The organism is Streptomyces sp. FXJ1.172 (assembly GCF_001636945.3).
Taxonomy (GTDB): Bacteria; Actinomycetota; Actinomycetes; order Streptomycetales; family Streptomycetaceae; genus Streptomyces.
On sequence record NZ_CP119133.2, the window covers coordinates 8,915,637 to 8,928,811 of the forward strand.

Annotated in this window: 10 protein-coding genes and 3 pseudogenes; 6 read left to right on the top strand and 7 right to left on the bottom strand. The window is 70.1% G+C overall.

Annotated elements, in window-relative coordinates; all coding sequences use genetic code 11:
• Positions 1-142: 142 nt before the first annotated feature.
• Positions 143-1,306, bottom strand: a pseudogene (locus A6P39_RS40090) (substrate-binding domain-containing protein).
• Between the two features lie 68 nt (positions 1,307-1,374).
• Positions 1,375-2,214: pseudogene (locus tag A6P39_RS40095) on the bottom strand (ABC transporter permease); the annotation flags it as partial.
• Between the two features lie 62 nt (positions 2,215-2,276).
• Between A6P39_RS40095 and A6P39_RS40100 the strand changes: the two are divergent.
• The 3 genes and pseudogenes from A6P39_RS40100 to A6P39_RS40110 all read left to right on the top strand — a co-directional run.
• Positions 2,277-2,748 (top strand): annotated as a pseudogene (locus A6P39_RS40100) (PP2C family protein-serine/threonine phosphatase); the annotation flags it as partial.
• Positions 2,749-3,114: 366 nt separating this feature from the next.
• The gene (locus A6P39_RS40105) at positions 3,115-3,528 is read left to right on the top strand and encodes a hypothetical protein (RefSeq protein ID WP_067044476.1); all 414 of its coding nucleotides are present in this window, start codon (positions 3,115-3,117) and stop codon (positions 3,526-3,528) included.
• 494 nt (positions 3,529-4,022) lie between these two features.
• Positions 4,023-4,571 (top strand): carbonic anhydrase, encoded by a 549-nt coding sequence (locus A6P39_RS40110; protein WP_234378834.1) that lies wholly within the window; start codon positions 4,023-4,025, stop codon positions 4,569-4,571.
• 118 nt (positions 4,572-4,689) lie between these two features.
• Here the strand turns inward: A6P39_RS40110 and A6P39_RS40115 are convergent, their stop codons facing one another.
• From A6P39_RS40115 to A6P39_RS40130, 4 genes are all read right to left on the bottom strand, one after another.
• Complete coding sequence (locus A6P39_RS40115; RefSeq protein WP_067044474.1) at positions 4,690-5,625, bottom strand: NAD-dependent protein deacetylase; 936 nt, start codon at positions 5,623-5,625, stop codon at positions 4,690-4,692.
• Positions 5,626-5,858: 233 nt separating this feature from the next.
• Entirely contained in the window at positions 5,859-6,077 is a 219-nt protein-coding gene (locus A6P39_RS40120) for a hypothetical protein (RefSeq protein ID WP_067044471.1), read from the bottom strand.
• A gap of 44 nt (positions 6,078-6,121) precedes the next feature.
• The gene (locus A6P39_RS40125; protein WP_234378833.1) at positions 6,122-6,346 is read right to left on the bottom strand and encodes a hypothetical protein; all 225 of its coding nucleotides are present in this window, start codon (positions 6,344-6,346) and stop codon (positions 6,122-6,124) included.
• Positions 6,347-6,987: 641 nt separating this feature from the next.
• Positions 6,988-7,953 carry a DUF1152 domain-containing protein gene (locus A6P39_RS40130; RefSeq protein ID WP_067044467.1) on the bottom strand — a complete coding sequence of 322 codons (966 nt, stop codon included), beginning with the start codon at positions 7,951-7,953 and terminating at the stop codon, positions 6,988-6,990.
• Positions 7,954-8,070: 117 nt separating this feature from the next.
• Here A6P39_RS40130 and A6P39_RS40135 point away from each other — a divergent pair, with 117 nt between their 5' ends.
• From A6P39_RS40135 to A6P39_RS40145, 3 genes are all read left to right on the top strand, one after another.
• Entirely contained in the window at positions 8,071-8,661 is a 591-nt protein-coding gene (locus tag A6P39_RS40135; protein ID WP_067044466.1) for a GNAT family N-acetyltransferase, read from the top strand.
• A 214-nt stretch (positions 8,662-8,875) separates the two neighbouring features.
• The gene (locus A6P39_RS40140; RefSeq protein ID WP_067044465.1) at positions 8,876-9,619 is read left to right on the top strand and encodes an HAD family hydrolase; all 744 of its coding nucleotides are present in this window, start codon (positions 8,876-8,878) and stop codon (positions 9,617-9,619) included.
• Positions 9,616-12,012: a glycoside hydrolase family 65 protein gene (locus A6P39_RS40145; protein ID WP_067044463.1), complete on the top strand. Its 2,397-nt coding sequence runs from the start codon at positions 9,616-9,618 to the stop codon at positions 12,010-12,012. The genes A6P39_RS40140 and A6P39_RS40145 overlap by 4 nt, the downstream gene beginning before the upstream one ends.
• Positions 12,013-12,057: 45 nt before the next feature.
• Here A6P39_RS40145 and A6P39_RS40150 read toward each other — a convergent pair whose 3' ends face one another.
• On the bottom strand, positions 12,058-13,098 hold the full coding sequence (locus A6P39_RS40150) for a vWA domain-containing protein (protein ID WP_067044460.1): 1,041 nt from the start codon (positions 13,096-13,098) through the stop codon (positions 12,058-12,060).
• Between the last annotated feature and the right edge of the window lie 77 nt (positions 13,099-13,175).

A 13,175-nucleotide genomic window follows, 5' to 3' on the forward strand; every position in this document is an offset into this window, starting at 1 on the left:
GCTGCTTGAACAGGTCTTTGGCGGGGTTTCGCCACCGCGGCCTGCATCCGCCCAGTTCGCCCTGCCTCCAGCACCTGCGTGAGCGGGCCGTCGAACCGGGTGCCCACTGCTCGGCGTCCGCGGGTCCCTGGACCGCGTTCGGTCATCTGCCCCAGATCTTCCGGTACGCCTCTCGGTAGCCCGGTGGGTCCCAGGTCGTGGCTCCGGCGCTGTTCGCGGCCGTCGAGACGTGGACGGCGGCGACGTAGCCGCTGGCGGGACGGCCGGAGAAGGCACGGTTGAACTCGTCGACGATCTGCCAGCCCTGTTGCGACAGCGGCTCGGGAACGGTGGCGGCCTGGAACTTCCTGCTGTTGATGCGCTGGAAGGCGGACGGGTCACCGTCGCCGGCACCGATGTTGAACGGCGGGCCTGCGCCCTGCTTGCCCGCCGCGCGGAAGGCGGGGGCGGCGTCGGCGAACTACAGGTCGTTGATGGCGACGGAGTCCGTCCATCTGCTCTGGAAGCGGGCGAGGAGGCTGGAGACCTCACGGGGCGTACGGTTGCTCGCGTCCGGGATCGGGATGTTCTCGTACGCGAGCAGCCGCACGCCGGAACAGGTGGCGAGTTCCTTGCTGATCAGCTCGGACTTCCTCCTTGCGAAGGGGGCCGAGGCGTCGGTGATGAGCACGACCCCGGCCCGGCCGTCGGAGCGCGAAATGATCCACTGTGCGCTGATGGCGGCCACGTCCTCCACCCGGGTGGTGACGTTGGTGAACAGCTCGGGCCGCCTGTTGGGGCCGGGCGAGGCGACCGCGTGCCAGCCGACGAGAGGGATGCCGGCCGCATTGGCCTGAGCGACCTGCTGCGAGGTCGAGCCTGGGTCGAAGCCGCCGATGACGATGCCCGAGGGCCTGAGAGTCACGGCCTCGCTCATGGCTGCCTGGGTGCCGGCGGGGCTGCCGCCCCCGTCGATCACCCGGACGTTCCAGCCGATGACTCCCGCGGCCTCCCGTACGCCGTTCGCAACGCCTGCGACTCCGGGGTTGGTCATGGTCTGTGCGACGTAGACGATCGTCTTGCCGGCCACCCTCGTGGGGCCGCTGGTCGGTCCGTTCCAGGCGGCGTCGGTCATCTGCGCTCGTGCGACGGCGGCTTGCGCCCTGGCCTGTGCCGCAGGGCAGTCGCCCGGGCCCGTGGTGGAGACCGCCGGGCCGTTCGACGGGCCGCGCCCGCAGCCGGCAAGGACGGTCGCCGTGGCCAGCAGGGTGATGGCGACGCACCGGGCCGCGACGGCGCGGGAGGTGGCCTTGCGGTTGCGGTGCACGAGAACTCCTCGCGGAGGGAAGAGCGTCAGGGTGTGGCGGGGGTCCGGCGCCGGGGCCCTGGCGCGGGTCATGGAGCGGTGTCCGCGGTTCCCCTTCCGGACGCCGACGGCGGCCGCGGCGGTACCGTCGGCGCCTCGCGGGCCGCGCCCGCACCGGTGCTCAGTCGGCGGGCGGAGTAGCCGGCCAGGCCGACGGCCAGCAGCAGAGTGTCGCCGTAGAACAGGGGGACCGTCCAGAAGTCGGCGCCCATCTGTCCGATGCCGGTGAGGTCGACGGCGAGCACGGCTACGGCGACGACCGTGCCCAGGGCGTTGGGACGGCCTGGTTTGATCGCGGTGGAGCCGAGGAGGGCGCCGACGAAGGCGGGCAGTAGATAGTCGAGACCGACGCGGGGATTGCCGATCTGCTGCTGAGCCGCCAGCAGCACACCGGCGAAGCCCACGATCAGCCCCGATCCGGCGAACGCGTAGACGGTGTGCCTGCGGGTCGGGATGCCGACCAGATCGGCGGCGCGAGGATTGGAACCGATGACGTACAGGCACCGGCCGAGCGGCAGCCGCTCCAGCACCACCCAGAGGGCGGCGGCGAGCGCGAGTACGTAGAGGGCGGGCAGCGGCAGGCCGAGGAACCTGGAGTCGTAGAGGTCGGTGAAGGCGGTCGGCAGACCGTGCGGGCCCGGGACGATCCGGCCGCCGCCGGTGACCCAGCCCGTCACGGCGTACAGCATGCTGCCGGTCCCGAGGGTGGCGATGAACGAGTCGACCCGGCCGAACTCGACGACCGCGCCGTTCAGGACGCCCACGACCGCCCCTCCTGCGATCACCACGAGGCAGGCCCAGGGCCAGGGCCATGCGTCGGTGACGACGAGTTGCAGCACCATGACGTGCGCCAGGGCGAGACCGTAGCCCGGACATCTCCGGGGGTCGGCCTGGCCATTTCTTCCCGACCTTTGCCAGCGATACTAAGTGGCGCAAATCGGAGTTCCATGCCCCCGACCTGGCCCACCACCGCGATGTCGCGGTGCGCTACCTGCCCGCCACCGGCTCCCTCAACGTCTGCGGCGACTGGTACGACGTCGTCGACATCCCGCCCGACCGGCTCGCCGTCGCGGTGGGCGACGTCATCGGCCACGGCCTTGAGGCGGCGGCCGTGATGGGCATGCTCCGCAGCGCCCTGTCCGCGGCCATCCGTGCCCTGGAACGCCCGCCCAGGCCCTGGAGGTTCTCGGCCTGTACGCCCGGTCCGTGGAGGGCGCCCTGGGCACCACCGCCTTCAAAGCGGTCGTCGACACCCGCAGCCGTCTGATCACCTACAGCAGTGCGACGTGCTCAGCGAGTGCGGCAGTCTGGGCACAGAACCGCTCGCCGACACCGTCCTGGCGCGCCTCGGCGTCGCCAGTGGCGGCCGGGACGACGTCGCGCTGATCGTCGTACGGCTCTGACCAAGGCCAAGTCCGGTGCACGGACCTACAGGGAAGGCGTGGCGGCCTGCGCCGTCGTGCTCGGCGAACTGGAGCGCGTGCAAGACGCGTTCCGTGAGCTGGAACAGCCGCACGCCCACGGCGAGATCGTGCTCCGTCCGTAGCCGGACGACACGCTCGTGAGGCTGCTGTCGCGGCCTGGATCCGCCGACGGCAGGGAACTCAACGACAAGAAACGAGGCACTCGTTGCTAAAGCGGTCTCCCATGGCCACGCCCTAACTTGAGAGCGTCGAAAGGCCAATTGAAGCGACGGCGCGGGGGGACGCGAGAGGAGATCTGCGTCCATTTCAGGGCGACGTCGTATTCCGTACGGGAGGGAAAAGGAATTGCTGAAGATACAGACCGCTCGCCGATTCGGCGTCATGCTGGCGGGGGCAGGCGCCATCACCGCGGCCCTGGTGCTTCCGGCCAACGCCGCGGGATCCGCGACCGCCTCGACGGTCGTGAGCGGCACCGCGTGGGCGGGCAAGTGCGAAGCGATCCTCTACACCAACGACGTGCCCCAGGCCAGCTCGGGGACCTACCAGAGCCAGACGGCGAGCGACAGCGAGGTATGTACGGGGTGGCTGATACGGTCGGCCGACAACGGGGCCACCTGGAGCGTCGTCTCGGGCTACCACGACGTGTACGACCAGGGCGCCAGCTCGTACACCGGCTGGTACTGGGACGGCGCCGGCTATCAGGCGAAGGCCTGTGTGATGGACGCGGCGGGCGCGGTCGCCTGCACTGCCGCCTGGTGACGTCTGCCTGAGGTCAACGGGCGTCCGGGGTCCGGCCGACCGGCCGGGTGGCCACGAGGCCGGACCCCGGACCGGTCGGCTCGGGCGGCCCGCCGGACTCGCGCGCACCGGTCGGGTGCGGACACCCGTGGGGTACGGGGGCCTGAGCGCGGTGCATTCAAGCCGCCTCCCGGGCCCGATTCTGTGGGCCGTCGGGGGCAAAACGGCCGTGCCTGCTTGTGCCTGCCGCCGGGCCGCCCCGCCACGCTGAACAATGGGCCCGGTCTGCAGACAGGCACAGGTTCGTACGGTGCAGAGGGGATCGACCGATGGGCACAGCAGGGCGTCTGGACCGTAGAGCTGTGCTTGTCGGCTCACTCGCGGGTGCCACGGTCGCCCTTACGGGATGCTCATCGACGAGCGCCGCCATTCCGGAGACCAGTTCTTCGCCCAGTCCGCGCCCGACCACGTCTGCCACCGCGTTCGCGAGACTGATGGATGGCAATGCGCGCTGGGTGAGCGGACATCTTCAGCACCCCGACCGGGATCCGGACCGGCGTCAGCTCGTGGCTCAGCAGCAGGAGCCCTTCGGGTCGGTTCTCTCGTGCATCGATTCCCGGGTGCCGCCCGAACTGCTCTTCGACACCGGGCTGGGTGACCTTTATGTGATGCGCACGGGCGCGCAGACGGTCGATCCGGTGGTCACTGGTTCCGTCGAATACGGCCCCATGACGAGTGGCACCCCGCTCGTCGTCGTCCTGGGGCATCAGCGCTGCGGCGCCGTGAAGGCGGCGTACCAGTCCCTGCGTGACGGCAAGCCCCTGCCCGGCAACCTGCAGGCGATCGTCACGGCTCTGCGGCCGGCGTACGAGCAGGCGGTGCGGGAAGGCGGGGCCGACCCGGTCGAGACGATGGCCCGAGCCCAGGCCAAGTTGACCGCCACCGCACTTCGCTCCAACGAGGACCTCGCCCCACTGGTACGCAAGGGCTCCCTGGCGGTGGTCGGCGCGTACTACTCCCTCGACACCGGCAAGGTGGAAGTCCTCTCCGGAGCACCCTCCTGAACTGCCTCGGACCTACGCGGGGCAGGCATGTCTCGTCTGCGTGCTCGGCGTGGTGTCTGTGTCTCGAGTCGGAGGGCCGGCGCGATGCATGCGGGGCCGCCCCGGCATCGTCACGGCTTCACCCGGGTCGTCGCCGCGGTGCCTCGCCGTCGAGTCGCCGCGCTGCCTCGCCGTCGACAGGGATGCCCAGCCGCTCGGCCACCGTGGTGAGGGCCGTGCCCAGAGGGAGCGCGACCCGGGTGAGGGCGTGCAGGTCGCCCCGGGTCGGGTCCCGGTTGACGATCAGCACCGGCTTCCCGGCCTGGGCCGCCTGGCGGACGAACCGCAGCCCGGACATCACCGTCAGTGAGGAGCCGAGAACCAGCAGTGAGGCCGCCTCGCGCACCAGTGTGCGGCAGACCTCGACCCGCTGCGGCGGAACGGCTTCGCCGAAGAACACCACGTCCGGTTTGAGGATGCCGCCACAGATCGTGCAGGGCAGCACACGGAAGTCCCCGACCTGTTCATCGGTGAGGTCGGCGTCACCATCGGGGTTGAGTCCGGCGGCCACCGGCTCGAAACCCGCGTTGGCCTGCTCCAGCCGGCGGGCGAGTTCGCGGCGCGGGCTGAAGGCGCTGCAGGAAAGGCAGACGACCCGGTCCAGGCTTCCGTGGAGTTCCACGACGCCTTCGCTGCCGGCGGCCTGATGCAGGCCGTCGACGTTCTGCGTGATCACGCCCGAGAGCAGGCCGTGCCGCCCGAGCGCGGCCAAGGCCCGGTGTCCCGCGTTGGGGCGGGCACGACCGAAGGTGCGCCATCCGAGGTGGCTGCGCGCCCAGTACCGGCGCCGGGCCTGAGCGCTCGCGGTGAAATCCTGGTAGGTCATCGGGGTGTGCCGGCTCAGGCTCCCGTCTTCGCCCCGGTAGTCGGGGATACCCGACTCCGTGGAGATGCCCGCTCCGCTGAGCACCAGCACACCGCCTGTGCGCAGCGCGTCGGCGACCGGCTCGAGATCCGTGGTGCCTGGTGGCAGGTCCGCGGTAGGGGTCCAGCTCAGAGTGGGGCGCATGCGCATGCAACCAGGGTACGAAACCGGCCGCCTTCAGTCGTCGGACGTTCCAGGCAGCGTCCCCAGGTGGGCTGCCTGATGGAGGAAGGGGCAGGTGCCCGGGCACCTGGGTGTGACGCCTGGTGTCCGGGCTTGTTGGTGCGTGCATGGGGCGTGGGCTGTCGGACAATGGCGAGGACTGGGGTCCCCGGCCCGATTCCGGCGGGCCGGGGCCCCGTATCGTGCTGTGTCTATTCGGACTAGTCCTCGTCGCGGCAGTTCACGCGGAAGCTGGCCACCACACCGTCCTTGACGTGGATGCCCTCGGTGCGGTCCGGGTGGACGCCGAAGCTGGAGCTGTGCGGGCCGACGGTGGCGATCGGAGCGCCGTTGTCGCAGACCGCGCCGCGGAAGACCTCGACGTCCTTGTGGCTCTCGTTGCGGACGTTGATGGTCTTGGCGCCCAGGCCACTGACCACGGTGATGCAGTCACCCGGGTGGGAGGAGTACGAGCGCTCGTTGATCAGGATCCGCCCTTCCCCCTCGTGGCCGCCGCCTCGGCCTTCGCCGCCTCGGCCCTCTCCACCGCGGCCTTCTCCGCCTCGGCCTTCGTCACCGCGGCCTTCGTCACCGCGGCCTTCTCCGCCGCGGCCTTCGTCGCCGCGGCCCTGGCCGCCTCGGCCCTCGTCGCCGCGGCCTTCGTTACCCCGGCCTTCGTCGCCTCGGCCTTCGTTGCCCCGGCCCTCATTGCCCCGGCCCTCATTGCCCCGGCCCTCATTGCCCCGGCCCTCATTGCCCCGGCCCTCATTGCCCCGGCCCTCATTGCCCCGGCCTTCGTTACCGCGGCCCTCGTTGCTCCTGCCCTGCCCCGAGCCGCTGTCGAGGGGCGCGGCGGCGGCTGGGGCGGGCACGGCCGGGGCGGGAGCGCTTGGGGCGGCAGCGGCTGGGGCGGGTGCGCTCGGGGCAGCGGCCCGGGCCGCGTGCGGGACCGAGGTGGGGGCCGAGGTGGCCGAAGCGTAGGTGATGCCGGTCACGGCAAGCGCCGCGGCGGCCCCGGCAGTGACGGTCACCATGGTGGATCGAGCGAGCTTCATGTCGCTTCTCCTGTCTGCTGTCTCGGAGATGCCGGCTCGTCAGCCGACTGCGACCAAACGTACCTATGCCGGTCATATCGGTCATATCGGCAGGGGTACGTCAGGGAGCCGATCGGGGCATGTGCGGCCTTGTTCGCTGCTCGAGATGGATGTCAAATACCCGAGAAAAAAAGGCCTATTGCCATACTATTAGGCCGTACGGGGGAACTGGTGACGCCTATCCACCCGTGCGGGCGGTGTGTCGCTGCGGACACCGTGGAATGAAGCGTGTTAGACGTTTCAGGTTGCCTGGTCCTCAGTGCGGGAAGGCGCGAGGGGGCCGCTGCCGGGGCAGTTCCTCGCGGAAGCTCGAGATGGCGGTGCTGATCTGGCGCATCAGGACCGTGTGCTCCAGCCGGTCGAGGTAGAGGTTCGCGCGTGCGAGGGTGGGCAGGTCCACGCAGAAATAGAGTCCCATGAGCGGGTTGACGAACAGTTCGCTGCCGCGGGTGCGCTCGGTGAACCGTACGTCGCCGAATTCTCCCCGTACGGCGGCGGCGACGGATCCGTGCACGATGCTGGGATGGCTGACATGGCAGTGCTGGGCGTGGGCGACCGCGTCCAGGTAGGCGGTGCCCTCAGAACTTTCGCGGGGAAGCGAGAAGGCGCCCAGGTAGCCGCCTGCGCGGTCCAGGCCGGCCAGGTTCTCCAGCACCAGAGAATGGTTGACACCGTGATAGGCGTCCACGCCGAAGCCGACGCAGGCCACGAGTCGGTGCGGGACTTCCTCCAGTCCGGCGACGGCCGCCAGGCTGGCCATGTCCTCCTCCGGAGTTCCGAGCCCGTGCTCGTCCCCCTGCATCAGGATGTCGGTCCCGCCGTCCACCAGCACGACCGCATCCACGCCGCCGACGTGCTCCAGCAGCGCCCGGTAGGCGGCCCGCAGCGGCTGGACACCGATGCAGGGAAAGGCGTAGACGGTATCGGGCAGTCCCTGCGTCCGCAGCCAGCGGGCGAGAGAGCGCTCGGGGAAGTAGTCGCCGCGCAGCGGGGTGTCCGGGCGGACGGCGGCGACGTCTTCCGCGACCCAGGAGTCGAGGTCCAGGCCGTACAGGTCGGAGAAGGACAGGCTGGCCAGGTGGACCTCGGCGCCGGCCGACCGCAGCGCCAGGGCCAGTGGCAGTCCGGCGTAGACGTCGAAGCCCCCGCCCGCGCCGGCGACGAGGATCCGGCGTGCCTCGCGCAGGCGGGTGAAGAAGGCGGGCTCACGGAGGGAGAACATCAGCAGAACCTAACAAGGCCGGCCCGCCGCCCGAACAGCAGGCCGAACCGTCCCGGCCTCGGGGCGTCCGGAATGCGGCGAGCTCCGGCAGAACTGACGGAAGCCGTCATCGGACGTATGTGCGACGATCCCTGGGTGAATGATCTACGCTTTCGCTCTGCCACCGAGGCCGACTTGGCTGCCCTCGTCCGCCTCCGCGACGATGCGGCTCGCTGGATGCTCACCCGCGGTGTCACAGGGCAGTGGCGGCCGGGAGAGCTGGACGAGGACCACTTCCGCCGGGTCATGGCGCACGGCGAGGTGTGGCTCGCGGAGGCCGGCGGGCGTGTCGCCGGCGCCTGGGAGCTGTGGTGGGCGGACGAGGCCGCCTGGGGTCCGCAGCCACCCGTGGCCGGGTACGTGCACCGGCTCATGGTGGACCGGGGTGTCGCCGAGCCCGGCACAGGGAGGCTGCTGCTGAGGGCGGCGGAACACCGTGTGGCTGCGGTCGGACGGACATGTGTGCGCCTGGACTGCTTGGCCGCAAATGCACAGCTCAACGCCTACTACCAGAATGCCGGATACCGCGTGGTGGGCCGCAAGGAGGGCAAGCCGCAGCCGGGTGGAGCGCCCAAGTCCTTCACGCTGCTGGAGAAAGAGATTCAGCAGCGGACTAGGGCGGACACCGGGGAGCCTCTTCCCCACGGGCATCGAGTTCACCAGTGGTGAACTCCGGTTTCTGCGAGCGGGCTCGCCGCGATCGTGTCGGTGTCGGATGCGCGACCTTGGCCCCCGCCTCGGAGGCCGCCGTCGGCCGCGCCGCCGTCGGCAGACGCCCCGGCGCGCCTCTCACACGGCGTCAAGTCGACCGAGCGGGTGCCATCCGGCGCGCCGCACGGTGCCCTGCCACGCCCGTCCGTATGTGCCTTCTAGCCTCGGCGGCATGCTGGGGCTTCCTGCACACGTCCGTGCCTGTCTGTTCGACCTAGACGGGGTGCTCACCCAGACCGCGAAGGTGCACGCGGCTGCCTGGAAGGAGATGTTCGACGGATATCTCCGCGAGCGCGCGACGCGCGAGGGGACCGACTTCGTGCCGTTCGACGCGGTCGGCGACTACGACGAGTACGTGGACGGGCGGCCGCGTGAGGACGGCGTGCGCACGTTCCTCGCCGCACGCGGGATGCACCTGCCCGAGGGGGCGCCGGGGGACCCGCCGGAGGCGGAGACGGTGAACGGCCTGGGCAACCGGAAGAACGAGCTGGTCCTGCAGCGGATCCATGAAGAAGGGGTGGAACCCTACGACGGCTCCGTCCGGTTCGTGCACGCGGCGCGGGCGGCAGGCCTGCGCTGCGCGGTGGTGTCGTCGAGCGCGAACTGCCAGGACGTGTTGAGAGCGGCCGGCATCGAGGACCTGTTCGACGAGCGGATCGACGGAGTGGTGACGCACGAGCGCCGGCTGCGGGGCAAGCCCGCGCCGGACACCTACCTCGAAGCCGCCCGAGGGCTGGGCACGGATCCGGGAGAGGCCGCGGTGTTCGAAGACGCCCTCGCCGGCGTCGAGGCCGGACGGGCGGGACGGTTCGGTGTGGTCGTCGGCGTCGACCGGGTGGGCCAGGCGGAGCAACTGCGGGCGCACGGCGCCGACGTGGTGGTCCGTGACCTGGCCGACCTTCTGGAGGAACGGTGATCACCCACCCCAGCTTCACGGTCGAACCATGGTCTCTGCGCGAGACCGAGCTGAACCTGGACGTACTCGCGCAGAGCGAATCGGTCTTCGCCCTCTCCAACGGGCACATCGGGTGGCGCGGCAACCTCGAGGAGGGAGAGCCGCACGGTCTGCCCGGCGCGTACCTCAACGGCGTCCACGAACGGCATCCGCTGCCGTACGCCGAAGCGGGCTACGGATATCCCGAGTCCGGCCAGACGATGATCAACGTCACCGACGGCAAGATCTTCCGCCTGCTGGTCGATGATCACCCGTATGATCTGCGCTACGGTCGGCTGGTCGCGCACGAGCGGGTCCTGGACTTCCGCTCCGGCATCCTCAGCCGCACCGCACGGTGGACATCACCCGGCGGTCGCACGGTGCGGATCTCCTCGCGGCGGCTCGTGTCCTTCACTCAGCGGGCGGTTGCCGCGGTGGTCTACGAGGTGGAGCCGCTCGACGGACCGACCACCGTGGCCGTGCAGTCCGAACTCGTCGCCAACGCCCAGCTGCCGCGCTTCGAGGGCGATCCGCGCGTCGCCGCGGCGATCGGGTCACCGCTGGTGGCCGAGGAACACTTCGCGCAGGACACCCGGCTGCGGTTGGTGCACTGCACCGACCGCAGCGCGCTGCGGGTGGGGGCGGCGGCCGATCACCTCGTCGAAGGTCCGCAGACCACCCGCTGGACGGCGCAGAGCGAGCCGGACGTCAGCCGTCTGACGGTGACCGCGGATCTGGTGCCCGGGCAGCTCCTCCGGCTGGTGAAGTTCGTGGCCTACGGCTGGTCGGGGGAGCGTTCGCTACCGGCCGTGCACGATCAGGTGGACGGGGCGGTGGCGGCCGCGGTCAGCACCGGCTGGGACGGTCTGGCGGCGGCGCAGCGGGAGTACCTGGATCGCTTCTGGGCGGGCGCGGACGTCGAGGTCGAGGGCAGCGCGCGCATCCAGCAGGCGGTGCGGTTCGCCCTCTTCCATGTGCTCCAGGCGGCGGCCCGTGGTGAGAACCGGACGATTCCCGCCAAGGGCCTGACCGGAACCGGGTACGACGGACATTGTTTCTGGGACACCGAGTCCTATGTGCTGCCCGTGCTGACCTACACCGCTCCGGAGGCCGTCGCATCGGCGCTGAGGGCGCGCCACAAGATGCTGCCGGCGGCGCGGGAACGCGCGCGTCAACTGGGGCTCGCGGGAGCGGCGTTCCCCTGGCGCACGATCGAGGGCGCCGAGTGTTCCGCCTACTGGCCGGCCGGGACGGCCGCCTTCCATATCAACGCCGCCATCGCGGCGGCCGCCGACCGGTACGTCATGGTGACCGGGGACGAGGACTTCGAACGCGGTGAGGGGCTCGACCTCCTGGTGGACACCGCCCGGCTGTGGCGCTCCATCGGACACCACGACCCGGAAGGCGTCTTCCACATCGACGGAGTCACAGGCCCCGACGAATACAGCGCGATCGCCCGCGACAACCTGTACACGAACCTGATGGCCCGGCAGAACCTGGTCTCGGCCGCCGACGCTGCCGCGCGTCATCCGGAACGCGCCGCGGAACTCGGTGTCGACGACGAGGAGGCCGCGGCGTGGCGGGACGCCGCGGCCCGCATGGCGGTGCCGTACAACGAATCGCTCGGCGTGCACGAGCAGTCGGCCGGCTTCACGACTTTCCAGCACTGGGACTTCGAGGCGACCCCGCCCGAGAACTACCCCCTCCTGCTGCACTACCCCTACTTCGACCTTTATCGCAAGCAGGTGGTGAAACAGGCCGACCTGGTGCTCGCGATGATGGAGTGCCCGGATGCCTTCTCCGACGAGCAGAAGGCACGCAACTTCTCCTACTACGAGGCGCTGACCGTCCGTGACTCCTCCCTGTCGGCGTGCTTCCAGGCGGTGCTCGCGGCCGAGACCGGGCATCTGCGGCTGGCCTACGCCTACCTCGGCGAGGCCGCCCTGATGGACCTGGAGGATCTGGAGCACAACACCCGTGACGGTCTCCACATCGCATCCCTCGCCGGGACGTGGATCGCGTTGGTCGCCGGGTTCGGAGGCCTGCGCCGGTACACCGGCGCAGGCGGGAACCAGGACCAGCTGGCGTTCGCACCGCGCCTGCCGGAGGCGCTGTCCAGGGTGGCGTTCACACTGCTGGTACGCGGACGCCGGATGAAAGTGGACATCAGTCCGTCCCATGCGCGCTACCGCCTGGCGGATGGCGAACCGCTGGTCGTGCTGCATCACGGAGAGCCGACGACCGTGACGGCCGACGCCCCCGTGGACCGGCGGCTGCCGCCCGCACCCGTGCGTCCCGAGCCGCAGCAGCCGCCGGGCCGCCGCCCGGTGGGCCTGCCCGTCGAGGAGGAGGACCGGGCGGCGACACAGGAGTAGCGCCGGCACGACCAGTGGTTCGACCCTCGGCACCCCCAAGAGGCGTCAGAGCATGAGCAGCAGCCGCGTGTTCGGGACGAGCTTCCGGTTCACGCTGGTGCTCTGCACGAAGATCGTGAAGTCGTCGTTGTGGTCCGGCTTGACGCGAACCTCCACGCCCGGCAGGCCGAGCAGGGCTCGGGCCTCCGGCCCTGTGTACACCCGGTCCGTCTTCTTCTCCAGCACCGCGATCCGCTTCTGCGCCTGGATCTTCTCCGACTTGCTCAGCTGGTAGAACGCACCACCCGTGCGGTAGGTGTGCCCGCATTCGATGACCCAGTCCCGGATCGCAGCGTCACGAGTCACCGATATCAGCTGGTACTGAGACGGATCCACCGGGGTGAGGCCGGCCGCCTTGATGGTGTCCTCGTTGACCACCTCAGCACCCGTGGAGAACACCGCCCGGGATCCCCGGATGCCCTGGGTACGCCCCACCATGAACTTCTCGGTGGCCTGCTGGATGACCTGCCCGGCCTCCTCCAGACCCTGTGTGCTCGTGGCGTCCCAGATGGCGATGTTGTCCTTCGGGAAGCCGCACTGCATGGCCTCACGCTTGCCCATCTGATCCGGCACAAGGACGGCCAGCGTCCAGTTGACCTCCTGTGTCTCGATCAACTCGGCCACAGCCCCGACCAGTTGACGCGGATCCCTGGCGGGGGCGTCCGGGCAGCGGTGGCTTGCGTTCTCCTGGCCGTCCGTCAGTACGAACGTCAGGAAGCTGTGGTCGCCGTACAGTTGAGCCGTCTGCGCCAGTTCCCGCTGCGACTTCAGTGTGGCCGCCAGCAGAGCGGTCATCCCGCCGACCCGGTACAACTGCTTCAGCGACGGCATCCGCAGCACGTCCTTGTCGTAGATGACGCACTCCACCTTGTCTGCGAAGACGTACAGCGTGACGCGGGTTTCCTGGTCCAGCTCCCTCGACCGGCGGGCAAGATAGGCGATCTGCTGGTCGGCGACGTCGACGACCTTGCGGCTCAGATGCGACATGGACGAACTGGCATCCAGCACAAGAGCGACGTGGTTGATGTAGTTCTGGCTCCCGGACATGGCGGCTCCCCCTCATTCCGACTGGATGCTCCTACCGTCTCACGCACCACTGACAATCGATCTCGGCTCACGGCGCG